General features: G+C 67.3%; 23 protein-coding genes. All 23 read left to right on the top strand.

Annotated elements, in window-relative coordinates:
* The first annotated feature begins 246 nt into the window (after nt 1-246).
* The 23 genes from fliE (at nt 247) to QMO14_RS22545 (ending at nt 23,534) form a co-directional block, all read left to right on the top strand.
* Entirely contained in the window at nt 247-564 is a 318-nt protein-coding gene (gene fliE, locus QMO14_RS22655; RefSeq protein WP_301509883.1) for a flagellar hook-basal body complex protein FliE, read from the top strand.
* 178 nt (nt 565-742) lie between these two features.
* Nucleotides 743-2,395, top strand: coding sequence for a FliC/FljB family flagellin (locus QMO14_RS22650; protein WP_301509882.1), 1,653 nt, complete (start codon nt 743-745; stop codon nt 2,393-2,395).
* A gap of 168 nt (nt 2,396-2,563) precedes the next feature.
* Complete coding sequence (locus tag QMO14_RS22645; protein ID WP_301509881.1) at nt 2,564-2,920, top strand: flagellar protein FlaG; 357 nt, start codon at nt 2,564-2,566, stop codon at nt 2,918-2,920.
* 55 nt (nt 2,921-2,975) lie between these two features.
* Nucleotides 2,976-4,418, top strand: coding sequence for a flagellar filament capping protein FliD (gene fliD, locus QMO14_RS22640; RefSeq protein ID WP_301509880.1), 1,443 nt, complete (start codon nt 2,976-2,978; stop codon nt 4,416-4,418).
* A 34-nt stretch (nt 4,419-4,452) separates the two neighbouring features.
* The gene (fliS, locus tag QMO14_RS22635) at nt 4,453-4,872 is read left to right on the top strand and encodes a flagellar export chaperone FliS (protein ID WP_301509879.1); all 420 of its coding nucleotides are present in this window, start codon (nt 4,453-4,455) and stop codon (nt 4,870-4,872) included.
* A gap of 28 nt (nt 4,873-4,900) precedes the next feature.
* Entirely contained in the window at nt 4,901-5,233 is a 333-nt protein-coding gene (locus QMO14_RS22630) for a flagellar protein FliT (protein WP_301509878.1), read from the top strand.
* 43 nt (nt 5,234-5,276) lie between these two features.
* Entirely contained in the window at nt 5,277-6,572 is a 1,296-nt protein-coding gene (locus tag QMO14_RS22625; protein WP_301509877.1) for a flagellar hook-length control protein FliK, read from the top strand.
* 127 nt (nt 6,573-6,699) lie between these two features.
* Nucleotides 6,700-6,975 carry an EscU/YscU/HrcU family type III secretion system export apparatus switch protein gene (locus QMO14_RS22620; protein WP_301509876.1) on the top strand — a complete coding sequence of 92 codons (276 nt, stop codon included), beginning with the start codon at nt 6,700-6,702 and terminating at the stop codon, nt 6,973-6,975.
* 337 nt (nt 6,976-7,312) lie between these two features.
* The gene (flhD, locus tag QMO14_RS22615; RefSeq protein WP_301509875.1) at nt 7,313-7,675 is read left to right on the top strand and encodes a flagellar transcriptional regulator FlhD; all 363 of its coding nucleotides are present in this window, start codon (nt 7,313-7,315) and stop codon (nt 7,673-7,675) included.
* Nucleotides 7,672-8,259, top strand: coding sequence for a flagellar transcriptional regulator FlhC (flhC, locus tag QMO14_RS22610; protein WP_301509874.1), 588 nt, complete (start codon nt 7,672-7,674; stop codon nt 8,257-8,259). The genes flhD and flhC overlap by 4 nt, the downstream gene beginning before the upstream one ends.
* A gap of 74 nt (nt 8,260-8,333) precedes the next feature.
* Nucleotides 8,334-9,194, top strand: coding sequence for a flagellar motor stator protein MotA (gene motA / locus QMO14_RS22605; RefSeq protein ID WP_301509873.1), 861 nt, complete (start codon nt 8,334-8,336; stop codon nt 9,192-9,194).
* A 30-nt stretch (nt 9,195-9,224) separates the two neighbouring features.
* The gene (motB, locus tag QMO14_RS22600; protein ID WP_301509872.1) at nt 9,225-10,103 is read left to right on the top strand and encodes a flagellar motor protein MotB; all 879 of its coding nucleotides are present in this window, start codon (nt 9,225-9,227) and stop codon (nt 10,101-10,103) included.
* A gap of 47 nt (nt 10,104-10,150) precedes the next feature.
* Nucleotides 10,151-12,250: a chemotaxis protein CheA gene (gene cheA / locus QMO14_RS22595; RefSeq protein WP_301509871.1), complete on the top strand. Its 2,100-nt coding sequence runs from the start codon at nt 10,151-10,153 to the stop codon at nt 12,248-12,250.
* A gap of 20 nt (nt 12,251-12,270) precedes the next feature.
* The gene (locus tag QMO14_RS22590) at nt 12,271-13,569 is read left to right on the top strand and encodes an EAL and HDOD domain-containing protein (RefSeq protein WP_301509870.1); all 1,299 of its coding nucleotides are present in this window, start codon (nt 12,271-12,273) and stop codon (nt 13,567-13,569) included.
* Nucleotides 13,570-13,644: 75 nt separating this feature from the next.
* Nucleotides 13,645-14,514 carry a CheR family methyltransferase gene (locus tag QMO14_RS22585; protein ID WP_301509869.1) on the top strand — a complete coding sequence of 290 codons (870 nt, stop codon included), beginning with the start codon at nt 13,645-13,647 and terminating at the stop codon, nt 14,512-14,514.
* Entirely contained in the window at nt 14,511-15,164 is a 654-nt protein-coding gene (gene cheD, locus QMO14_RS22580; RefSeq protein ID WP_301509868.1) for a chemoreceptor glutamine deamidase CheD, read from the top strand. Before QMO14_RS22585 ends, cheD begins: the two co-directional genes overlap by 4 nt.
* Nucleotides 15,161-16,246, top strand: a complete 1,086-nt coding sequence (locus tag QMO14_RS22575) for a chemotaxis response regulator protein-glutamate methylesterase (protein ID WP_301509867.1) — start codon at nt 15,161-15,163, stop codon at nt 16,244-16,246. Before cheD ends, QMO14_RS22575 begins: the two co-directional genes overlap by 4 nt.
* 34 nt (nt 16,247-16,280) lie before the next feature.
* Nucleotides 16,281-16,679, top strand: coding sequence for a chemotaxis response regulator CheY (gene cheY / locus QMO14_RS22570; RefSeq protein WP_301509866.1), 399 nt, complete (start codon nt 16,281-16,283; stop codon nt 16,677-16,679).
* A 1-nt stretch (nt 16,680) separates the two neighbouring features.
* Nucleotides 16,681-17,325, top strand: a complete 645-nt coding sequence (gene cheZ / locus QMO14_RS22565; RefSeq protein WP_301509865.1) for a protein phosphatase CheZ — start codon at nt 16,681-16,683, stop codon at nt 17,323-17,325.
* Between the two features lie 141 nt (nt 17,326-17,466).
* Complete coding sequence (gene flhB, locus QMO14_RS22560; protein ID WP_301509864.1) at nt 17,467-18,618, top strand: flagellar biosynthesis protein FlhB; 1,152 nt, start codon at nt 17,467-17,469, stop codon at nt 18,616-18,618.
* A complete protein-coding gene (flhA, locus tag QMO14_RS22555) occupies nt 18,615-20,717 on the top strand; it encodes a flagellar biosynthesis protein FlhA (RefSeq protein ID WP_301509863.1) in 2,103 nt (700 codons plus the stop codon). The genes flhB and flhA overlap by 4 nt, the downstream gene beginning before the upstream one ends.
* The gene (gene flhF / locus QMO14_RS22550; protein ID WP_301509862.1) at nt 20,714-23,236 is read left to right on the top strand and encodes a flagellar biosynthesis protein FlhF; all 2,523 of its coding nucleotides are present in this window, start codon (nt 20,714-20,716) and stop codon (nt 23,234-23,236) included. Before flhA ends, flhF begins: the two co-directional genes overlap by 4 nt.
* A 10-nt stretch (nt 23,237-23,246) precedes the next feature.
* Nucleotides 23,247-23,534, top strand: a complete 288-nt coding sequence (locus QMO14_RS22545; RefSeq protein WP_301509861.1) for a hypothetical protein — start codon at nt 23,247-23,249, stop codon at nt 23,532-23,534.
* Nucleotides 23,535-23,584: the final 50 nt, after the last annotated feature.

The raw sequence follows: 23,584 nt of genomic DNA, 5'->3' as shown, positions 1-23,584 counted from the left end.
GAGGAATTTCGGTTTAGAGATTTCATTCCGGATGGCCGGTGATGTCGTCCGCGGCCTGTTCGTTTCGCGGACGATTGTCAGCAGTCACCCGGAATTCGAATGGCCGAACAGCCGGGGTTTTCGCCCTCAGTTGCGCGCTTGAATCGGGGTCTTCCCTTGATACGCTGCAAGCCAGCCGGAGAGCCTTTGCTCCTCCGTGTCAAGTCACGCGGAAGTGTTCAGACAAACAAGAGGAAGAGGATCACCATGTCCATCAGCGCCATCGAATCGGTCCTGCAGCAGATGCGGGCCACAGCGGTCCAGACGGGCATCGCGCCGCAGGCGGCCGCCCCGGCCGAAGCCGGCGGCTTCGCGGCCGAGCTCAAGCGCTCGCTCGCGAACATCAGCGGCGCCCAGCGGCAGGCCTACGCCCGGGCCGAGTCCTTCGAGCTCGGCAAGCCGGGCGTGGCGCTGAACGACGTGATGGTCGACATGCAGAAGGCGAACGTCGCTTTCCAGACCGGACTGCAGGTGCGCAACCGGCTCGTGACCGCCTACCAGGAAGTGATGAACCTGCAGGCTTGAGCGATGCAAAGGTGATGTGGCGGGGGCCATGCAACTTTTTCGTGCATGCCCCTAAAGGTTCCCGGGGGTCCGCCGATAACCAAGTCAACGATGGCTTGAGTCTCTAAGTGGAAGCGGGTCCAGCGTTACGGCCGAAAGCCGGAGTCCACAACCTTTTTTCATCAATCAGGAGTCGAACATGGCGCAAGTCATCAATACGAACAGCCTCTCCCTGCTCACGCAGAACAACCTGAACAAGTCGCAGTCGGCACTGAACAGCGCCATCGAGCGTCTGTCTTCGGGCATGCGCATCAACAGCGCCAAGGACGATGCCGCCGGCCAGGCCATCGCCAACCGCTTCACGGCCAACATCAAGGGCCTGACGCAAGCCACCCGCAATGCCAACGACGGCATCTCGATCGCCCAGACGACGGAAGGCGCCCTGACCGAAGTCAACAACAACCTGCAGCGCATCCGCGAACTGGCCGTTCAGGCCGGCACGGGCACGAACTCGGCCAGCGACCTGGATTCGATCCAGGCTGAAATCGGCCAGCGCATGGACGAAATCAACCGCGTTTCGCAGCAGACCCAGTTCAACGGCGTGAAGGTCCTGTCGGCAGATGCCGGCAAGCTGACCGTGCAAGTCGGCGCGAACGACGGCGAGACCATCGACATCGACCTGCAGGAAATCAGCGCCAAGACCCTGGGCCTGGACGGCTTCAACGTCAACGGCAAGGGCGTGTCCGCCAACGCCAAGGCCAACGTCAACGACCTGACCAAGGCCGGCGCCACCGGCACGGGCCCGTACGTCGTGACCACCAGCTTCGCCAAGGTGACCGCCGAGCAGGCCGTCGACGCGATGCAGGACGGCAACACGGCTGTCGTGGGCGCGACCACCTACAAGTACGACGCCACCGCCGGCAACTTCACGACCACCGTCGCGGTCGCCACCGGCGCTCCCACCACGGCTTTCGCCGGCACGCTGCTGCCGACGGCCGGCAACAAGTTCACGGGCACCTTCACGGGCGCCAGCGGCTCCACCAACTTCGAAGTCGACAGCGCCGGCGCGATCACCATCGACGGCCAGGCAGCCTACCTCTCGGGCGGCAACCTGACGACCAACAACGTGGGTGCGCCCCCGGCCGCCACGGCTTCCTCGCTGTTCGCCAGTGCCGACGCCACCGCAGGCGCCTCGAGCATCAAGCTCAACGGCACGACCTACGACTTCGCTGGCGGCGCCGCGGGCTTCACCTACACGAAGACGGTGTCGAAGGACGACGTGAAGACCGCCGTGGCGGGTGCCGCCTCGACGGTGAACCTGGGCTCGGGCATCTTCTCCTCGACCGTGACGTTCGCGGCGTCCGGCGGCCTGTCCAGCGACACGTACATGGACAACGACAAGGAAATGACCAAGACCGCGTCGTACACCACGAGCTACAACGTCAACGCCGTCAATGGCGAAGTGACGGTTGCCTCGACGACCGGCACCGGCAAGTACGCCGCCGACGTGGGCGCAGTGGCCTACGTCAACTCCGCCGGCAAGCTGACCACGGATACGACCAGCAAGGGTTCCAAGACGGCCAACCCCCTGGCCGCTCTCGACTCGGCCCTGGCCAAGGTCGACAGCCTGCGCAGCAGCCTGGGTGCGGTGCAGAACCGTTTCGACTCGGTGATCGCCAACCTCGGCACCACGGTCGTCAACCTGTCCTCGTCGCGCTCGCGCATCCAGGATGCCGACTACGCGGTCGAAGTGTCGAACATGACGCGCGCCCAGATCCTGCAGCAAGCCGGTACCTCGGTGCTGTCGCAAGCCAACCAGACCACGCAAGGCGTGCTGTCGCTCCTGCGTTGATCGAAGGGACCTGAGAAGACGAAGAAAAGCCGGACCCCTCCCCTGGGGAGTGGAGTCCGGCCAACGCAGGCCCCTGGCGCGAGCCGGGAGTGCCTGCGCTGTTCCCTGCGGCCATGCCCGCGCAGGCGCGGCCGCAGAGAACAGCGAAACCAGCACAGCAAGGTGGAAATGATGTTGAACCCCGTGTCGGCGAACTCCGTGAAGGACAACCAGTGGACGCAGCTGCTCGTCGGCGGTGCCGCGGGCGCGGCCTCTGCCGTCGCCGCCACGGCCGAGAAGGACGATGCGAAGGATGCCGCGACGCCGGTCCAGGTGGAGCAGGCGGTGCGCCAGGTGAACGAGTCGCTCGCGCTGCGCGAGGTCGGCCTGCAGTTCGAGGTCGACAAGGAGACCGACATGGTCGTCGTCAAGGTGGTGGACCGCGCCAGCGGCGAGGTCATCCGCCAGATTCCCAACGAGGAAGTCGTGCGCATCGCGAAGCTGATGAACGACGGCAACGGACTGCTGGTGGACCACGCGGCCTGAGGCCGGCACGCGGGCACCGGCAATCTCAATCAAGGAAAGACAGGAAAACATCCACATGGCAACCATCAGCAGTCTCGGCGTCGGCGCCAACCTCGACCTCGCCTCCCTGCTCACGCAGCTCGAGACCGCCGAGAAGCAGCCCATGGTGGCGCTGCAGGACAAGGCCAAGAGCTACACGAGCAAGCTGTCGGCCTACGGCACGATCCAGAGCGCGCTCTCCACGCTGCAGGCGGCGGCCAAGAAGCTCGGCGACCCGACCTTCTTCCAGAGCGTGACGGGCACGCCCACGGTCAGCGGCATCCTGTCGGCGACCGCCACCGACACGAGCGCGGCGGGCAACTACACCATCGACGTGTCGCAGATCGCGCAGTCGCAGACGCTGGTGAGCGCGGGGCAGGCCGACGCCAAGGCCGCCATCGGCACCGGCAAGATCACCATCGACTTCGGCGCCATCACCGGCGGCACGCTCGACCCGGCGACCGGCCAGTACAGCGGCGCCACCTTCAGCGCGGACGCCGGCCGGCCCGCCAAGTCGATCACCATCGACTCGACCAACAATACGCTGGAAGGCATTCGCAACGCCATCAACGGTGCGAACGCGGGCGTGACCGCCAGCATCGTGAACGACGGCAGCGGCACGCCCAACCGCCTGGTGCTGACTTCCACGCAGACCGGCGAGAAGTCGAGCATGCGCATCGCGGTCGACGGCGACGCGGCACTGCAGGGCCTGCTGAACAACGACCCCGCCGGTGCGCAGAACCTGAAACAGACCTCGGTGGCGCAGAACGCGAAGCTCAACGTCAACGGCATCGACATCACCAGCTCGACCAACACCGTGAAGGACGCCATCCAGGGCGCCACGCTGACCCTGGTGAGCACCGGCAAGACCGGCCTGGCCATGAAGGAGAACACGGCCGGCGTGAAGACCGCCATCAACGACTTCGTGAAGGCCTACAACAGCCTGCAGAGCACGGCCAAGACGCTGACCGCTTACGACGCCGACACCAAGACCGCCGCGGCGCTGGTGGGCGACAGCACGCTGCGCAACCTGCAGACGCGCATCCGCCAGGCACTCGTCGCGCCGCAGCCGGGCGGCACGAACGACATGAAGGTGCTGACCGAGATCGGCGTGTCCTTCCAGAAGGACGGCACCCTGGCCGTGGATTCCGACAAGCTGGACAAGGCGCTTGCCAACAACCTCAAGGGCGTGGCGAACCTGTTCTCCAGCGCCACCAGCAGCAAGGCCGGCTACGGCAAGCAGATCGACGCGCTGGTGGACGACGTGACCAAGGGCGCCCTGAAGGTGGCCAGCGACGGCGTGACGGCGACCATCAAGGAACTCGACACCCAGTACGACGCGATGCAGTTGCGCGTGGACGCCACCGTCGACCGCTATCGCAAGCAGTTCAACCAGCTCGACGTGCTGATCAACAGCCTGAACAACACCAAGAACTACCTCACGCAGCAGTTCGACGCGATGTCGAAGCAGTCCAAGTAGGACGCCAGGCATACAGAACCCGGAGCATCAGCCGATGTACACCTCCCACAACATGCGCACCGGAGCCGGCGCCTATGCACGCCTCGGCGTGGAAACCAGCGTGATGAGCGCGTCGCCGCACCAGCTCATCGCGATGCTGTTCGACGGCGCGAAGACGGCCATCGGCATGGCGCGCCACCACATGGCCGCCGGCGACACGGAAGCCAAGGGCAACGCGATCTCCAAGGCCATCGGCATCGTCGACAACGGCCTCAAGGCCGGACTCGACGCCCAGGCCGCCGGTGATGCCGGGGCCGAACTGGTGGGCAACCTGTCGGCGCTGTACGACTACATCGTGCAGCGGCTTTTCCGCGCCAACCTGCACAACGACGTGCAGGCCCTGGACGAGGCCGACCGGCTGCTCGAGAACATCGCTTCCGCGTGGCGGGAGATCGACGACCGGGCTCGTGGCTGAAATGCAACCGCAAGAGAAACAGGAAAACATGGCATTCCGGAGTGAGGTCGTTCATTGCTACGAAGAGCTGGCCAACGGCATCGCATCCATGCTGGTGCTGGCCCGTGCCAAGGAGTGGGGCCAGCTTCCCGCGCTCGAAGTCCGCTGCTCGGCGATGGTGGAGCGCCTGCGGGCCATCGAGCCCCATGAGCTGCTCGACGCGACGCAGGTGGAGCACGTGCTGCATCTGCTGGAGCGCATCCGTTCCGATCAGGCCGAGGTGTCGGGCCTGATCAAGCCGCAGCTCGAGAGCCTGATCAGCCGGATGGGGTATCTCACGCAGCAGAAGAACCTCGGCAGGGCTTACGGGCCGCCGCACTGAGCGGGCCCGCCGATCGAACGCGACTCGCTGAAGAAACCGCACCATGACCGTCATCGCCGGACTGCTCGACGCGCTGCTGGCCGCAAGGCTCACGCCGCGGCTGGACGTGCTCGGCATCAAGCCCGAGGCCACCATCGGCGCGCCCGGGCCGGCGGTGGCGATCGGCAAGGTCGAGAACGATGTGCGGCTGCCTTCCAATGCCGCGCTCGACAGGCAGATTCCGGGTGCCGCGGCTGGTGGAACGGCGCATGCGGGTGCGGGTGCCCCGCCTTCGATGGAGGCGCGGCTGTCGGTGGCGGCGCGCGTCATCGGCGCCGTGCTGGCCGACCTGCAGGCGCAACCCGGTCCGGTGCGCGGCGCCGTGCCCCTGATGTCTTCGCGCGCGCAGCCGGTGAACGCTGCGGCGCTGGCTGGCACGCTCGCGCAGACGGTGTCGGACAGCGGACTCTTCTATGAGTCGCACCTGGCGTTGTTCACGACGGGTGGCCGTTCGCTCGCGCAGATGAAGCAGGAGCCGCAGGCGCAATGGGCCGCGCCGGTGAGTACGAAGGCGCAGGCGAGCGCGCTGGTTGCATCGGCGGCCGTGGCTGCTGGTCCGGCGGCGGTGATTGCGGATTCGCCGGACGCGCTGCCTTCGCTCGTGGCGCAAGTCCAGGTGCCGATGCTGCAGGGCGGCGAAGCCCGCACGGCGAGCCCTGCCGCGCCACAGGCGTCGGCTGCGGATGCGCAACCTCGGGACGCCGGTCACTCCTCTTCTCAAGGCAAACCGCAGACTCTGGAACAGCCGGCCGCGACGAACGATGCTGCCCGGTTGCAGGCCGCATATCGCCAGCCCGGGAGTGCGTCGCCCGGTGGCACGCTCGATTCGATGCCCGCGCATCGCGCGAGCGAATCCGCGCGCCAGGCCGACGATGCCGCAGCCCTGCCGCCATCGCGCGCCGCCGAAGTGATTCATCCGCAGGCCATCACGCTGGTGCACCAGCAGCTCGACCTGCTGGCCAGCTCCGTATTCCGCTGGAACGGCCACGCCTGGCCCGACGTGCCGATGAGCTGGACCGTCGAGGAAGAACAGCAGGCGCAGCCCGATGCGCGCGGCGTGGCGACAGAAGAAGAGGGCGCGCGCCGATGGTCGACCACGGTGTCGCTGGAGCTGCCGAAGCTTGGCGAGGTCGATCTGCGGCTGAGCCTGGACGGCCAGTCCGTTCAGGCGCATCTGTTCGCGCGCGAGGCGTCGACCATGGCGCGCCTGCGCGGCGACACCGGCCGGCTCGCGAAGCGCTTCGACGCCGCGGGCCTGCAGTTGCAGCAGGTGCTGGTCGCCGCGAAGGAGGCTGCATGAGCGCCGCGCCGGGCCGCCCCAAGCAAGCTCGCACCGCAGTGCGAAGCACGAAGGTTTTCCGAATGAGCGCCGCGCCGGGCCGCCCCAAGCAAGCTCGCACCGCAGTGCGAAGCACGAAGGTATTCCAATGAGCGAGCTGCTCGACAACCGCAACAGCGCCGTCGCGCTGTCGTACGCGGACAAGACGCGGGCGCCCGTCGTCGTGGCCAAGGGTTATGGCGTGGTCGCCGAATCCATCATGCGCGAGGCGCGCGAGCACGGGCTGTACGTGCACTCGTCGGCCGACCTCGTGAAGCTCCTGATGCAGGTCGACCTGGACCGGCAGATCCCGCCGCAGCTGTATCTGGCGGTGGCCGAGGTGATGGCGTGGATCTACCGCCTCGAGGGTCGCGCAGGCGACTAATTGAGCAGGTGGATCAACGTGAAATCGGAAATCTGGAAATTCAGGAAAACGGCCTTCGGTCGAATCTAAATAAACCCATAGTATTTATTAATTCGATGTTGCCAACGAATAAATTCGGGCATTTTCCAGTTGTCAATGAAACATTTGTTACCCGAACTTCTGACAAGTGTAAACCCATGCTCCTCATTGGGGGATGATGGGAGCAGTGTCAGACACCTCCTACTTTTTTTGTCCTGCTGTCATACAAACCACTTCAACATGTAAAACTTTGTGTATATAATGTATACACGATTGTTAGGAGCACGAAGTGAGCTTTGAATCGGAAATGGGATCAGACATGGAAAACGTCAACATCAGCGCCAACGGCGTGATTTCGAGGGAAATCGGCGAGATAAATCTGGCCTATATGCTGCTGGCTCAGAAGCTGGTGAAGCAGGACCGGGCCGAGGCCATGTTCCGCCTCGGCGTGGGCCGCGAACTGGCCGATCTGCTGGCGAACATGTCGCTCAGCCAGATCGTGAAGCTGGCCGCGTCCAATTTCCTGCTGTGCAGCTTCCGGCTGGACGACCGGCCCATGTTCGCGGTGGTCGGTGAGGGCAAGGAGCCCGCGCTGCAGCAGGCGCACATGTCGATCCTGATGGCCGCGCGCCAGGCCCAGGCCCAACCCCAGGCGCAGATGCGCGGAGCGAGCGCGGCGTGACCGGCAAGAGCGTCCTGGGCGAAGTGCGGCAGGTTCAGCTCGCGATCGAGCTGATCGGCCTGGGCGCGCGCCTGCAGTTCCTGGAGGCAGCGGTCACGCTGAGCCGCGAGCGGCTGATCCGCCTCTACAAGGAACTCAAGGGCGTTTCCCCGCCCAAGGGCCTGCTGCCGTTCTCCACCGACTGGTACATGACGTGGCTGGCCAACATCCACTCGTCGATGTTCTACAACATCTACCGCTTCATGCTCGACGAGGCGGACGAGAACGAGCTGCCCGCGCTCATCAAGGCCTACCGCCTCTACGCGCAGCAGGTGGAGGCCAACGGCGGCGAGGTGGTGCTGGACTTCACCCGCGCCGAGACCATGGTCCGCTTCTTCGACAGCGACATGCTGCAGCTGAGCACTTGCTGCCGATGCGGCGGCCATTTCGTGGCGCATGCGCACGACAACAAGAACGGCTACGTGTGCGTGCTGTGCCGTCCGCCCTCGCGCGCGGGCAAGGCACGCAAGCCCAAGGCGAACGGACGCCAACACGGCGGACTCGTCGCCGTGGCACCGGTGATGGACATCGGCGGCGCCGTCTAGGAAAAGTGCCCTGCGCGCGCCCATGGCCGCGAGGGGTTTGTTGATTCGACGCCCACGGGCGAGAGGGGAAGCGCGTGCTGGTTCTGGTTGGATATCTCGTGGTGATCGGTGCCGTCTTCGGTGGCTACGGCCTCATGGGCGGGCACTTCGGCGTCCTGTTCCAGCCGGTCGAGCTGCTCATGATCGGCGGCTCCGCGCTGGGCGCCTTCATTGCCGGCAACAACGGCAAGACGATCAGGGCCACCATCAAGGAGCTGCCGCTGCTGCTGCGCACTTCCAAGCACAACCGCCAGCTCTACATGGACCTGCTCGCGCTGCTGTACGAGCTGCTCGCCAAGGCCCGCAAGGAAGGGATGATGAAGCTGGAGACCGACGTGGAAGATCCCTCCCAGAGCGAGATCTTCACGCGCTACCCGAGCATCATGGCGCACGAGGGCATCACCGTCTTCCTGTGCGACTACCTGCGCCTTGTCATCAGCGGCAACACCGACGCGCACGAGATCGAGGCGCTGATGGACCACGAGATCGAAACCATCCGCCACGAGGCCGAAGTGCCCGGCCACAGCCTGTCGCGCGTGGGGGATGCACTGCCGGCGCTGGGCATCGTTGCCGCGGTCATGGGCGTGGTGCACGCGCTGGGCTCGGCCAACCTGCCGCCTTCCGAGATGGGCGCGCTGATCGCGCACGCGATGGTGGGTACCTTCCTGGGCGTGCTGCTGGCCTACGGCTTCGTCTCGCCGCTGGCGTCGCTGATCGAGCAGAAGGTGGAGGAAGGCATGAAGATCTACCAGTGCGCCAAGGTCACGCTGCTGGCCAACCTCAACGGCTACGCGCCGCAGTTGGCCGTGGAGTTCGGCCGCAAGGTGCTGTTCTCGACCGAGCGCCCCTCGTTCACCGAGCTGGACAACCACGTCCGCGAAGTCAAGGCGCGCTGACGCGCCCCTCGCACGAAGCAACGAGCGATCATGAGCGACGAGAAGCCCCGGGTCATCTTCAAGCACGTCCACAAGGGCAAGCACGGCGGCGCGCATGGCGGTGGCTGGAAGATCGCCTATGCCGACTTCATGACCGCCATGATGGCCTTCTTCCTCGTGATGTGGCTGCTCTCCATTTCCAGCCCCAAGCAGCGCGAAGGCATCGCCGAGCACTTCCGCATGCCGCTGCGCGTGGCGCTGAACGGCGGCGACAAGTCCAGTCTCAGCAACAGCATGATCCCCGGCGGAGGCGCCGACCCGGCTCACGTCGAGGGCGAGGTCAAGCTCACCGAGACAGCGAGCGAGGACGAGGCCGACGCCAGCCGCCTCGTCGAGATGAAGAAGAAGCTCGACGCGCTGATCGAGAAAAGCCCTGTGTTCCAGCAGTTCCGCTCGCAGATCCTCATCGACATCACCACCGAGGGCCTGCGCCTGCAGATCGTCGATACCGAGAACCGCCCCATGTTCGAGCTGGCCAGCGCGCGCGTGGTGCCGCACATGCGCGCCATCCTGCGCGAGCTCGCGCCCGCGCTCAACGGCCTGCCCAACAAGATCACCCTGTCGGGGCACACCGACGCCATCGTCTATACCAACGACCGGTCCTACGGCAACTGGGAGCTTTCGTCCGACCGCGCCAACGCCTCGCGGCGTGAACTCGTGGCCGGCGGCATGGCCGAGGGCAAGGTGCTTCGCGTGATCGGCCTGGCCGACAGCATGCACCTGGACAAGGCCGACCCGCGCAACCCGATCAACCGGCGCATCAGCATCATCCTGCTCAACCATCGGACCCAGGAGCGCATCGAGCGCGAGAACAGCACCGAGCCCGTCGGCGGGCTGCGCATCGGCAAGGCGGCCGCGAAGGCGGACTGAACGTACGGCGGCGGGCGGCACAACAACAAGAAACCCCAGAACACGAGATGGACCTCAGTCAATTCACCCAAGCCTTCTTCGTCGAAGCCATCGAACTGCTCGCCGAGATGGAGCAACTGCTGCTCGAACTCGACGTCGACGCACCCGACAGCGAACAGCTCAACGCCATATTCCGCGCGGCGCATTCCATCAAGGGCGGCGCAGCGACTTTCGGTTTCACTGCCCTGACCAACACCACGCACGTTCTCGAGTCGCTGCTGGACCGCGCCCGCCATGGGCAGCTTCGTCTGACCGGCCGGATGATCGATGCATTCCTGGAAACGAAGGACGCCTTGCAAGAACAACTCACTGCCTACCAGGCCGGCAATGAGCCGGACCCGGACATGGTCGCGCACATCTGCGGCGTGCTTCAGCAACTCGCGCTCGAAAGCGGCGATGCGAGCGCGGCGGTTTCGCCCGCAGCGGCCCCTGCGCCGGCTCCCACCCCAGCCCCAGCGCCGGTAGCGGTGTCCGAGCCCGCGGCGGCTCCGGCTGGTGGCGCTGTCGGCGGCGGCGGCGGCGCACTGCGCATCCGCTTTGCGCGCCTGTCGGAAAGCGAAGGCGAGCTGCTGGCCGGCGAGCTGGCCAACCTCGGCAAGGTGCTGTCGCGCACTCGCACCAACGACCGGCTCGACGTGCTGCTCGAAACCACCTGCTCCCCCGACGACATCGTCGCCGTCTGCTGCTTCGTCATCGACGAATCGCAGATCGACATCACGCACGAGTCCCTCCCGCAGGCTTCCGAGGCCTCCGCCGAGGCATCGGCGCAGGCGGCCGCGCATGAAGAGCCGGCCGTGGTCGTGGCCGCGGAAATCCCGAAGCCGCAATCCGCGCCCGCTGCGGCACCCGCCGCGGCTGCCGCAGCGTCGTCGGCGGCTGCCAAGGAATCCAGCTCCATCCGCGTCGACGTCGAGAAGGTCGACCAGCTCATCAACCTCGTGGGCGAACTCGTCATCACGCAGTCGATGCTCACGCAGGCGGCGACCATGCTCGACCCGGTGGCCTACGAACGCTTCCTCAGCGGCCTGGGCCACCTGGAGCGCAACGCGCGCGACCTGCAGGAATCGGTCATGTCCATCCGCATGATGCCGATGGACTACGTGTTCAGCCGCTTCCCGCGCGTCATCCGCGACGTGAGCGCCAAGCTGGGCAAGCAGGTGCGCCTGGACACATACGGCAAGGAAACCGAGCTCGACAAGGGCCTGATCGAGCGCATCGTCGACCCGCTCACGCACCTGGTGCGCAACAGCCTCGACCACGGCATCGAGACGCCCGAAGTGCGCCTGGCCAAGGGCAAGGACGCCACCGGCCAGCTGCTGCTGTCGGCGCAGCACCACGGCGGCAACATCGTGATCGAGGTGAGCGACGACGGCGCGGGCCTCAACCGCGAGCGCATCCTTGCCAAGGCCATGCAGCAGGGCCTGCCGGTCAGCGAAACCATGCCCGACGAGGAGGTGTGGCAGCTCATCTTCGCGCCCGGCTTCTCCACCGCCGAGCAAGTCACCGACATCTCGGGCCGCGGCGTGGGCATGGACGTGGTCAAGCGCAACATCCAGGAAATGGGCGGCCATGTCGAGATCCACTCGCGCGGCGGGCAGGGCACCACCACCCGCATCGTGCTGCCGCTCACGCTGGCCATCCTCAACGGCATGTCGGTGAAGGTGGGCAGCGAGGCCTACATCCTGCCGCTGAGCTACGTCATCGAATCGCTGCAGCCGCTGCCGGAGCACCTGCATTCCATCACCGCCGACGGCCACGTGATCCGCGTGCGCGGCGAATACCTGCCGCTCATCGAGCTGCATCGCGTGTTCGACGTGGCCGGTGCGCAGACGCACCCCACGCAGGGCATCCTGGTGATCGTGCAGGCCGACGACAGCCGCTTCGCGCTGCTGGTGGACGAGCTGCTCGGCCAGCACCAGGTGGTGGTGAAGAACCTCGAGACCAACTACCGCAAAGTGCCCGGCATCTCCGCCGCGACCATCCTCGGCGACGKCAGCGTGGCCTTCATCATCGACGTGGGCGCCATGCCGCGCATCCAGCGCGCGCAGGCGGCGAGCGCGGCCGCGCTCGCGGGCGCTGCCCGGAGGACGGACGCCATTGCGCTCTGACACCCGACGGAGACAGCTGAATGCGGTTTGATTTCTTCCGTCGCGCCTCCGAAGGCGCCGGCGCGGACACGGACACCTCCGCGCAGCCCGAAGCGGGCGGCGACGGCCATCTGGCCTATGCGATGCTGCTCGACGCGCAGCGGCGCGTCATCGGCTATCGCATGGCATGGCGTGCCGCCGGTACGCCCGCCGGGGCGCCCGCAGCAGCGGGCATCAAGGCGCTCATGGACACGCTCGCCATGCACCTCAACCCGGAGGGCGAGGGCTGGCAGCTGGGACCACAGCTGCTTTTCGTCGACGTGACGGTCGATGCGCTCTTCCAGAGCGAACTGCAGTCGCTGCCGCCGCGGCAGGTCGTGCTGTGCATGCGCGCCGACGAACTGCTCGACGCCGACCTGCGCTCGATCCTGCTTTTCCTGCGCGAGCAGGGCTTCGGCTTCATGCAGTGCGGCGGCGCCGAGTTGCCCGAAGACCCTGAGCTGCGCGCCATCGTCACGCACCTCGAGGTCGGCGCCAGCGCTGCCGACACCGTCGCGCGCCAGCGTCGCGACGAGCAACTGGGCCATCCGCAGGTCGAGCTCGTCGCCGCGCGCGTCGAGGACTGGAAGGAATTCGACGCCTGTGCCGCGCTGCGCGTGAACGTGTTCGTCGACGGCGCCTTCCGCAACCCTCCGGTGATCGAGACCGAAGACGCGCTGCAGCCCGAGTCGCTGCTGATCGTGCAGCTGATGCAGATGCTCCAGCGCAATGAAGACCTGCGCGTCATCGAGGCCGCACTCAAGCACGACGCCGCGCTCACCTACCGCCTGCTGCGCTACATCAACTCGCCCGCGGTGGGCATGGCGGTGGAAATCCATTCGCTGCGGCACGCGGTGGCCATGCTCGGCTACTCGCCGCTGTACCGCTGGCTCTCGCTGCTGCTGGCCACCAGCAACAAGGCCGGCTCGCCCTACATGATGAAGAAGGCCATCCTGCGCGGGCGCTTCGTCGAGCTGGTGGGGCAGGGCATGCTGCCGGCAAGCGAGGCCGACAACCTCTTCGTGGCCGGCATGTTCTCGCTGCTCGACCAGCTGCTTGGCGTCTCGATGGAAGGCGTGCTGCGCAAGGTGCAGCTCACCGAGGCGGTGCAGCAGGCCATTCTTTCGCGCGGCGGCCTGTACGGCCCCTTCGTGGCGCTGGCCGAAAGCTGCGAGCTCGACGACGGACAGGCGGCGCGCCTGTCGGAAGCGCTGTTCCTGAGTCCGGCGCAGGTCAACGCAGCGCAGCTCTCGGCGCTGGTGTGGGCACAGGGCGCCGGTCCGGCCGCGAGCGAGCAATGAAGCGAGCCGAAGCCGAAGTGCGGAAATTGCAGGGCATTTGCGCGTCTGATCGGTCCATTGGAAACGGTGGGCGCTATGTACATTGAAAGCCAACCCTCCAGGCTGGCCGTGACCACCGAGTTCCTCTTCACCGACAGCGACTTCTCGCGCGTGCGAACCCTCATCCACCGCCGCGCCGGCATCGCCCTGGGCGAGCAGAAGCGGCAGATGGTGTACAGCCGGCTCTCGCGTCGGCTGAGGGAGCTGCAGCTGCCCGACTTCGCCTCCTACCTCGACTGGCTCGAGCAGCGCCAGGACGGCGAGGAATGGCAGCTCTTCATCAATTCGCTGACCACCAACCTCACCTCGTTCTTCCGGGAGGCGCATCATTTCCCGACGCTGGCCGAGCACGTGCGAAAGGCGAAGCAGCCCGTCACCGTGTGGTGCGCGGCGGCGTCGACCGGCGAGGAACCCTATTCGATCGCCATCACGCTGATGGAGGCGCTGGGCGAGAAGGCGGCGGCCTCGCGGGTGATCGCCACCGACATCGACACCGCCGTGCTGGCCAAGGCCGCCGCGGGCGTCTTTACCTCCGAGCAGGTGCGCAGGCTCGCGCCCGAGCGGCTGCGGCGCTTCTTCAACAAGGGAACCGGCTCGAACGCGGGCAAGGTGCGCGTGCGCCCCGAGGTGGCGGCGATGGTGAAGTTCTCGCGGCTCAACCTGCTCGACAGCGCCTGGTCGGTGAAGGAGCCGGTGGATGCGATTTTCTGCCGCAACGTGATGATCTATTTCGACAAGCCGACGCAGAAGAAGGTGCTCGACCGCTTCGCGCCGCTGCTCAAGCCCGATGGCCTTCTGTTCGCGGGCCACTCGGAGAACGCGTCGCTGGTCAACCAGGCCTTCCGCCCGCTGGGGCAGACCGTGTATGAGCTGGCGCGCGCGCGCGTCGCGGGTGGTGCCTCATGACCATGGCCCCCAACGCGGCCGCGCCAGGCTCGGTGGCCAGCCACCACTATTTCGACCGTGACGTCGGCATGATGGCCGTGAAGCTGCTGCCTTCGGAGTACTACGTGACTTCGAGCAACACCGCGCTCAGCACGGTGCTGGGCTCCTGCGTGGCCGCATGCCTGCATGACCGCGAAGCCGGCGTGGCCGGCATGAACCATTTCATGCTGCCCGACGAGCGGGAGCAGGGGACTGGCGCCGGCTCGCGCGACGCTGCCGAGTCCATGCGCTACGGCGCCTACGCCATGGACGTGCTGATCCGCGAACTGGTGCGCGCAGGTGCGCGCCGCGACCGGCTCAAGGCCAAGGTGTTCGGCGGCGCAGCGGTTCTGGCCAACATGACCACGCTCAACATCGGCGACCGCAACGCCGACTTCGTGCTGCGCTACCTGAACAACGAACGCATCGAGGTCGCCGCGCAGGATCTGCGCGGGCCGCACGCGCGCCGTGTCTGCTTCGTGCCGGCGACGGGCAAGGCCATCGTGCGCAAGCTGCGCGCGCAGACCGAAGTGCGCCAGGTGCAGCGCGAAGAGGGTGAGCTGCTGCGCAGGCTGACGGGCCAGCGCGCGGCGCCCGTCGCTGAAAACAACAACAACAGGGGAAACCAGTGAGCGTCAAGAAAATCAAGGTGCTGTGCGTCGACGACTCGGCGCTCATCCGCAGCGTGATGACGGAGATCATCAACAGCCAGAGCGACATGACCGTGGTGGGCACGGCCGCCGATCCGCTGGTGGCGCGCGACCTCATCAAGGTCACCAACCCCGACGTGCTCACGCTCGACGTGGAAATGCCGCGCATGGACGGGCTGGAGTTCCTCGAGAAGCTCATGCGGCTTCGGCCCATGCCGGTGGTGATGGTGTCTTCGCTGACGGAGCGGGGCTCCGAGATCGCACTGCGCGCGCTGGAGCTGGGCGCCATCGACTTCGTGACCAAGCCGCGCCTGGGCGTGCGCGACGGCCTGCTCAACTACACCGAACTCATCGCCGGCAAGATCCGCACCGCGGCCGGCGCGCGCCTGCTGCCCGCCCGGCATGCCGCTCCCGCGCGCCCCGGCGGTGACGCACCGCAGGAATCGCTGCTGCGCAGCCCGCTGCTGAGCACCGAGAAGCTCATCATCATCGGTGCCTCCACCGGCGGCACCGAAGCCATCCGCGAAGTGCTGCAGCCGCTGCCGCCCGATTCGCCCGCGGTGATGATCGCGCAGCACATGCCGGCCGGCTTCACGCGCTCGTTCGCGCAGCGCCTCGATGGGCTTTGCCGCATCAATGTGAAGGAGGCCGAGCACGGCGAGCGCGTGCTGCCGGGCTATGCCTACATCGCGCCGGGCGGATTCCACCTGTCGCTCGCGCGCAGCGGCGCCAACTACGTGGCGCACCTCGACCAGGAGCCGCCGGTGAACCGCCACCGGCCGTCCATCGACGTGCTGTTCGATTCGGCCGCCAGGCACGCGGGCAAGAACGCCATCGGAATCATCCTGACGGGCATGGGAAAGGACGGCGCCGAGGGCCTGCTGCGCATGCGGCGCGCGGGCGCCCATACGCTGGCGCAGGACGAGGCCAGCTGCGTGGTCTTCGGCATGCCGCGCGAGGCCATCGCGCTGGGCGCGGTGGACGACGTGTCGCCCCTGGCCGAAGTCAGCCGCCGCGTGCTGGCGCACCTTCGCACGTTCGGTGAACGTACGAACCGAGTTTGAGAGAAAAGAAAACGACCTTGGAGTTGGAAATATCGTGATCGACAAGAGCATCAAAATCCTGGTTGTGGACGACTTCCCGACCATGCGCCGCATCGTGCGCAACCTGCTGAAAGAGCTGGAGTTCCACAACGTCGACGAGGCAGAGGACGGTGCCGCCGGCATCGAGAAGCTGCGCGGCGGCAGCTTCGGCTTCGTGGTGTCGGACTGGAACATGCCCAACATGGACGGCCTGACCATGCTGCAGACCATCCGCGCCGACCCCGAGCTCAAGAAGCTGCCGGTGCTGATGGTCACGGCCGAGGCGAAGAAGGAGAACATCGTGGCGGCGGCGCAGGCCGGCGCCAACGGCTATGTGGTGAAGCCCTTCACCGCCGCCACGCTCGAAGAAAAACTCACCAAGATCTTCGAGAAGCTAGCCAAGGAAGCAGCTTGAAATGAGCCAGAACACTGCCGCCGCCGTCGCGGACCCAGCCAATACCACCGAGGAAATCCTGGGCCGCATTGGCCAGCTCACGCGCCAGCTGCGCGAAGGCCTGCGCGAGCTCGGTCTCGACAAGCAGGTCGCCAGGGCCGCGCAAGCCATTCCGGATGCGCGCGACCGCCTGAGCTACGTGGCCGCCACCACCGAGCGCGCGGCGCATCGCGCGCTCAACGCCATCGACGTGGCGCAGCCGCTGCAGGAAGCGCTGGCCTCCGACGCCAAGGGCCTCAGCAAGCGCTGGGACGAGTGGTTCAAGAACCCCATCGAGCTCGACCATGCGCGCGAGCTCGTGCTCGACACGCGCGGCTATCTCGACGGTGTGCCCGAGCGCGCCAGCGCGATCAACTCGCAGCTCATGGAGATCCTGATGGCACAGGACTTCCAGGACCTCACCGGCCAGGTCATCAAGAAGATGATGGAAGTGGTCAACGACGTCGAGACGCAGCTGCTGCAGGTGCTGATCGACAACTCGGCACCCGAGAAGCGCCAGGAGGCCGCGCAGAGCCTGCAGAACGGCCCGCAGGTCAAGCCGGGCAACCCCGAGGCCGTCACCGACCAGGCGCAGGTCGACGACCTGCTGGAAAGCCTCGGCTTCTGATTCCGGGGGCCTGCCGGGCCCTTTCTATTGTCCGAACTGCAGGGCTATCAGGGCCCTGATCGACAGATTGTTCCGAGGGGCCGAATCCAATAATTTGGCCATGAGCAAGGCGTACTTCGCCAGTGCTGGTTCGGAGCATGAATGGCTGAGGAAAGCGATCTCGAGAAAACGGAACCCGCCTCCGAGCGGCGCCTTGAAAAGGCACGCGAGGAAGGCAACGTCGCCCGTTCGCGCGAGCTCACCACCTTCGTCATGCTGGGTACGGCCTGTGCAGGCCTGTGGCTCGCGTCGGAGTCGCTGGGCAACAGCATGAACGGCGCGCTGCGCCTGGGGCTGCAGTTCGACCGCGCCAGCGCCTTCGACCCCTCCTACATGCTGGCCCGCACCGGGCTGATGTCGGTGCAGGCGCTGGGCGCCATCGGCCCGGTGTTCGCGATGATGATCGTCGCCGCCGTGGTTGCGCCGATGATGCTCGGCGGCTGGCTCTTCTCCACCAAGTCGGTGGCGCCGAATTTCGGCAAGCTCAATCCCCTGGCCGGCATCGGGCGCATGTTCTCCTCGCAGGCGCTCGCCGAGCTGCTCAAGGCGCTGGCCAAGTCGGCGCTCATCGGCGGCGTGGCGTGGTGGGTGGTGTCGCGGGACATCGGCACCCTGATGGCCCTGATGGCGCAGCCCGCGCAGTACGCGCTGCCGCACGCGCTCGTGCTGGTGGCCAAACACTGCGTGCTGATCGCGGCCACGCTGTTCCTCGTGGCGCTGATCGACGTGCCTTTCCAGCTCTGGAGCTACTACCGCAAGCTGCGCATGTCGCGCGAGGACGTGCGCCAGGAGCACAAGGAGAGCGAAGGCGATCCGCACATCAAGGCCGCCATTCGCCGCCAGCAGCAGCAGATGGCGCGCCGCCGGATGATGTCCGAGGTGCCCAAGGCCGACATCGTGCTGACCAACCCCACGCACTTCGCCGTGGCGCTCAAGTACCAGGAAGGCGGCATGCGCGCGCCGCGCGTCGTGGCCAAGGGCTCCGAGCTCGTCGCCGCGCGCATCCGCGAACTGGCGAAGGAACACAAGGTGGCGATCCTGGAGGCGCCGCCGCTCGCGCGTTCCCTCTACCGGCACACGAAGCTGGGCGACGAGATTCCCGCCGGCCTCTACACCGCCGTGGCCGAGGTGCTGGCCTGGGTCTACCAGCTGCGCCGCTGGAAAGCCGAAGGCGGCGAAGCGCCGCGCGCACCTACCGATCTGCCGGTTCCCGCAGACCTTCAATACACCGCCGAAGCGGCGGCGCTCGCATGAACGCGATGACAAACCTGATGCGCCTGCCCGCGCGCTTGTTCCCCGGCTCGCAGCTCAAGGGGCTGGCCGGTCCGATCCTCATCATCATGATCCTGAGCATGATGGTGCTGCCGCTGCCGCCATTCCTGCTCGACCTGCTGTTCACCTTCAACATCGCCATGTCGGTGATGGTGCTGCTCGTGAGCATGTACACGATGAAGGCGCTGGACTTCGCGGCCTTCCCGGCCGTGCTGCTGTTCTCCACGCTGCTGCGCCTGTCGCTGAACGTGGCGTCCACGCGCGTGGTGCTGATGAACGGCCACACCGGCCCCGACGCGGCGGGCAAGGTGATCGAGGCCTTCGGGCACTTCCTCGTGGGCGGCAACTTCGCCGTGGGCGTGATGGTCTTCATCATCCTCGTGCTCATCAACTTCATGGTGATCACCAAGGGCGCGGGCCGCATCGCCGAGGTGGGCGCGCGCTTCATGCTCGACGCGATGCCCGGCAAGCAGATGGCCATCGACGCCGACCTCAATGCCGGCCTGATCGGCGAGGAAGTGGCCCGCAAGCGCCGCCAGGAAGTGGCGCAGGAAGCCGACTTCTACGGCTCGATGGACGGTGCCAGCAAGTTCGTGCGCGGCGACGCGATCGCGGGCCTGCTCATCATGGTGATCAACATCATCGGCGGGCTGGTGGTGGGCATGGTGCAGCACGGGCTGGACTTCTCCACCGCCGGCAAGACGTACACGCTGCTGGCCATCGGCGACGGCCTGGTGGCGCAGATCCCGGCGCTGGTGATTTCCACCGCAGCCGGCGTGATCGTCTCGCGCGTGACCACCGACGAGGACGTGGGCAGCCAGCTCACGGGCCAGCTCTTCTCGAACCCCCAGGTGCTGTTTCTCACGGCCGGCATCGTCGGCCTGCTGGGCATGATCCCGGGCATGCCGAACCTGGCCTTCCTGCTGATCGCGGGCGGCCTGGCGTGGCTGGGCCGCGGGCTGCTGCGGCGCGAACCGAAGCAGCAGGCCGCGCAGGAGGCCGCCGCCGCGCAGGCCGCGAACCTTTCCGCGTCTTCCGCCGAGACGGCCGAGGCCACCTGGGACGACGTGGCCATGGTCGATCCGCTGGGCATGCAGGTCGGCTACCGCCTCATCCCGCTGGTCGACCAGTCGCAGCAGGGCGAGCTGCTGGGTCGCATCAAGAGCATCCGCAAGAAGATCGCGCAGGAAGTGGGCTTCCTGGTGCCGGTGGTGCACATCCGCGACAACCTGGAGATCAAGCCCAACACCTACGTCATCACGCTGAAGGACGTGGAGATCGGCCGCGGCGAGGCTTTCCCCAACCAGTGGATGGCCATCAACCCCGGGCAGGTGAGCGGCACGCTGCCCGGCACGCCCACGCGCGACCCTGCCTTCGGCCTCGCCGCGACATGGATCGACGCGAGCCTGCGGCAGCAGGCGCAGGTGTACGGCTACACGGTGGTCGATGCCTGCACGGTGATGGCCACCCACCTGAACCACCTCATACAGACGCACGCCGCCGAGCTGCTGGGCCGCCAGGAGGTGCAGCAGCTGCTCGACCAGATCGCCAAGACCGCGCCCAAGCTCACGGAAGACCTGGTGCCCAAGGTGCTGTCGCTCAGCACGCTGCACAAGGTGCTGCAGAACCTGCTCGACGAGGAAGTACCGATCCGCGACATGCGCACCATCCTCGACGTGATGGCCGAGCACGCGCCGACCGTCAAGGACCCGACCGAGCTCACCACGCTCACGCGGCTGGCGTTGGGGCGCGCGATCACGCAGCAGCTCTTCCCGGGCGACAGCGAGATGCAGGTCATCGGCCTGGACGGCTCGCTCGACAGCGTGCTGCAGCAGGCGCTGACCAACAGCAGCGGCATCGAGCCCGGCATCGCCGACAACCTGCTGCGGCAGGCGCAGGCCGCCATCACCCGCCAGGAGCAGATGGGCCTCGCGCCGGTGCTGGTCGTGCAGCACGCGCTGCGCGTGCTGCTGTCGCGCTTCCTGCGGCGCAGCCTGCCGCAGCTCAAGGTGCTTTCGCACGCAGAGATTCCTGATTCCCGAACCATCAAGGTCACCACCGCCATCGGAGGACGAGGTTGAATTCCCCCCAACAGACAGACGTGCGCGCCACTGCGCGCAGATTCGTCGCGGCCACCAGCCGCGAAGCCCTGCGACTGGTCAGGGAGGCGCTGGGCGCCGACGCCATCGTGCTCTCGCACCGCGTCACCGCGCAAGGCGTGGAGATCGTCGCCATGGTCGAGGGCGAAATGCAGGGCGTGGTGCAGCAGGGCAGTGCGCCTGCGAAGCCCGTGGCTGCACCGGTCGTGGCGACACCGGTTGCCGCGCCGGCTCCGGTCGCACGTGCGGTGCCGGTGCCGGCGGCGCCTGCTCCCGCTGCGCCCATCGCATCTGCTGCCCCGGTTGCAACACCCGCCCCGGCCCCGGCTCCCGCCGACACGGTGCTCGAAGAGCTGCACTCCATGCGCGGCATGATCGAGGAACAGCTCGCCAGCGTGGTGTGGAACGACAGGCAGCGCCGCGACCCGGTGCGCGGCCGCCTGCTGCGCACGCTGCTGGGCGCGGGTTTCAGCGCGCGGCTTTCCAAGGCCATGCTCGAGAAGCTGCCCACCGGCCGCACCTATGCCGAAGGCATGGCCTACGTGCGCTCGGAGCTCATCCGCGCCGTGCCCGTGCATGAGGACGAGGACGCACTGTTCGCGCAGGGCGGCGTCTACGCGCTGATGGGCCCCACCGGCGTGGGCAAGACCACCACCACCGCCAAGCTGGCCGCGCGCTGCGTGATGCGCTTCGGCGCCGACAAGCTCGCGCTGGTGACCACCGACAGCTACCGCATCGGCGCCTACGAGCAGCTGCGCATCTACGGCCAGATCCTCAACGTGCCCGTGTATGCGGTCAAGGATGCCGCCGACCTGAATCTCGTGCTGCGCGACCTGCGAGACAAGCACATGGTGCTGATCGACACCGTCGGCATGAGCCAGCGCGACCGCGCCGTGCCCGAGCAGATCGCCATGCTGGGCCAGAGCCCCAGGCCGGTGAAGCGGCTGCTGCTGCTCAACGCCACCAGCCACGGCGACACGCTCAACGAGGTGGTGCACGCCTACCGCCACGGCAACGAGCTGGCCGGCTGCATCTTCACCAAGGTGGACGAGGCCACGCATCCGGGCGCGCTGATCGACACCGTGATCCGCCACCGCCTGCCGGTGCACTACATCTCCAGCGGCCAGAAGGTGCCCGAGAACCTGATGCAGGCCGATCGGGCCCAGCTGGTGGACAGCGTGTTCCAGCCGCGCCAGCACAGCCCGCTGTTCGTGCCCGCCGAGAGCGACCTGCAGGAAGACGCCGCTTCCGGCGCGGCCTCGCAGCAGGCGGTGCGGAAGGCGCAGGGCGAGACCGACCTGCTGCGCCTGAAATACCAGAACCTGATCCGCGCGATGGCGCACGACGCGCAGGAACTCGCCACCACCGCGAGCGCGCTGGCCGGCGCGCAGATCGGCTTCGAGCGCGCACGCGCCCTGTGGCGGCAGGCCACGGACGAAGGAGCGGGACAGAAAGCTGTTCTGCAGGACCTGCTCGTGCATGCGCGCGGCGAGGTGGCGGCGGGTTGCGAGGGCTACGTCCTCGCGCTTTGCGGGCAGGTGGGCCTGCGCTCGAACGAAGGCGGCGACGCCTACGAATGCCACGGCAGTCTGCTGCTGTCGGACCGCACGGGCCTGCCGATGGCGGCGCCCAACCAGTGGCTTTCGACGGCGGCCACGCGCGGCACGAAGGACGCCGCGCGCAAGCCCGGCGCACGCCAGGTGCCATGGCTGCGCCAGCAGGACTTCGGCCATCGCCCGCTGGTCCATCTGCTGACGCGGCTGCCCGGCATCGAGGCCATGGTGCAGTGGCAGGCCACTGGCCAGCGCTGGCTGGCGCGCGCCCCGGGCTCCACGGCCGTGATCGACTCGCGCACCGGCTCGCCCGACACGCTCGCGCGCATGGATTTCGAATTCGGCGAGGAGCGCCCCATGCGCTTTCGCGGCAAGGCGGCGCTGCTCGCGGTGGCGCATGCCGACGTGGTGCTGCGCTTCAACGCCGCCGCAATGGCTGCGGGCATGGCGCGCGACGAGATGCCCGCGCTGCGCTGCGTCGCCACACGGGTGGTCGATGCGCGCAGCGGCAACGTGCTCGCGCTGGGACATGCGCTGTCGAACGTGGGCACCGAGGTTTCCGCACGCCAGCTCGCGCAATGGCTGGGCTGGGCCGTGGATGCCGAGCCCTGCTTCCGACTGCTGCGCGACGGCGTGCAGCTGGTGGGAGGCATCGGCGAGCTCGGCGACCCGGACATCATGAAACGGCTGCTGATCGCCGGCCAGATGACCACCACGGTGTGGCGCCTGCTGCAGTCCGAAGGCGAATGGGCTGACCGCGCACGCGCGCTGATGGGCCAGCTCAACGGCCGACCGGCACGCAGCGGCCGCGCCATGAGCGGCAGTGCGCTCTATGCGGGCGTCGGCAAGCTCTTCCTGCTGCTGGACGCGCTGGGCACCGAATCGACCGCCCCGGTCCAGCCGCCCCGCGCGCTGGAGGAGCCGCAGAAGCTGGAGCGGCAGGATTGAGGACACGGCGATGAACAAGCTCGTTGCGGATCAGGCGGACGGCCTCCGGCGCCTGCTCGCGCCCGCGCAGGCGCGCGTGGTCGCGGTGGCCGGCATGGGGCGCGGCGCGGGCGGCACCACTGCCGCGATGAACCTGGCCGTGGCACTGGCGGGGCAGGGCCGCAACGTGCTGCTGCTGGACGAACATCGCCGCGCCGACGGTTCTGTCTGCGAGGTGTGGGACATCGATCCGCCGGGCAGCCTGGCCGACGTGGTGGGAGGGCGCGCCGCGCGGGCCGCGCGGTGCAGTGGGGCCTGATCTGGGCCTGCGTGGACGACGAGCAGTTGCACGAAGAAGCAAAGAGCATC

This window comes from Variovorax sp. CAN15 (genome assembly GCF_030462475.1).
Classification (GTDB): domain Bacteria; phylum Pseudomonadota; class Gammaproteobacteria; order Burkholderiales; family Burkholderiaceae_C; genus Variovorax.
Note: the sequence above shows the minus strand (reverse complement) of the source record. Positions and strands in the feature narration are given on the sequence as shown.

Coding starts and splice junctions, on each gene's coding strand:
- fliE (WP_301509883.1), top strand. CDS start 247: ATGTCCATCAGCGCCATCGAATCGGTCCTGCAGCAGATGCGGGCCACA.
- QMO14_RS22650 (WP_301509882.1), top strand. CDS start 743: ATGGCGCAAGTCATCAATACGAACAGCCTCTCCCTGCTCACGCAGAAC.
- QMO14_RS22645 (WP_301509881.1), top strand. CDS start 2,564: ATGATGTTGAACCCCGTGTCGGCGAACTCCGTGAAGGACAACCAGTGG.
- fliD (WP_301509880.1), top strand. CDS start 2,976: ATGGCAACCATCAGCAGTCTCGGCGTCGGCGCCAACCTCGACCTCGCC.
- fliS (WP_301509879.1), top strand. CDS start 4,453: ATGTACACCTCCCACAACATGCGCACCGGAGCCGGCGCCTATGCACGC.
- QMO14_RS22630 (WP_301509878.1), top strand. CDS start 4,901: ATGGCATTCCGGAGTGAGGTCGTTCATTGCTACGAAGAGCTGGCCAAC.
- QMO14_RS22625 (WP_301509877.1), top strand. CDS start 5,277: ATGACCGTCATCGCCGGACTGCTCGACGCGCTGCTGGCCGCAAGGCTC.
- QMO14_RS22620 (WP_301509876.1), top strand. CDS start 6,700: ATGAGCGAGCTGCTCGACAACCGCAACAGCGCCGTCGCGCTGTCGTAC.
- flhD (WP_301509875.1), top strand. CDS start 7,313: ATGGAAAACGTCAACATCAGCGCCAACGGCGTGATTTCGAGGGAAATC.
- motB (WP_301509872.1), top strand. CDS start 9,225: ATGAGCGACGAGAAGCCCCGGGTCATCTTCAAGCACGTCCACAAGGGC.
- QMO14_RS22590 (WP_301509870.1), top strand. CDS start 12,271: ATGCGGTTTGATTTCTTCCGTCGCGCCTCCGAAGGCGCCGGCGCGGAC.
- QMO14_RS22585 (WP_301509869.1), top strand. CDS start 13,645: ATGTACATTGAAAGCCAACCCTCCAGGCTGGCCGTGACCACCGAGTTC.
- cheD (WP_301509868.1), top strand. CDS start 14,511: ATGACCATGGCCCCCAACGCGGCCGCGCCAGGCTCGGTGGCCAGCCAC.
- cheZ (WP_301509865.1), top strand. CDS start 16,681: ATGAGCCAGAACACTGCCGCCGCCGTCGCGGACCCAGCCAATACCACC.
- flhB (WP_301509864.1), top strand. CDS start 17,467: ATGGCTGAGGAAAGCGATCTCGAGAAAACGGAACCCGCCTCCGAGCGG.
- flhA (WP_301509863.1), top strand. CDS start 18,615: ATGAACGCGATGACAAACCTGATGCGCCTGCCCGCGCGCTTGTTCCCC.
- QMO14_RS22545 (WP_301509861.1), top strand. CDS start 23,247: ATGAACAAGCTCGTTGCGGATCAGGCGGACGGCCTCCGGCGCCTGCTC.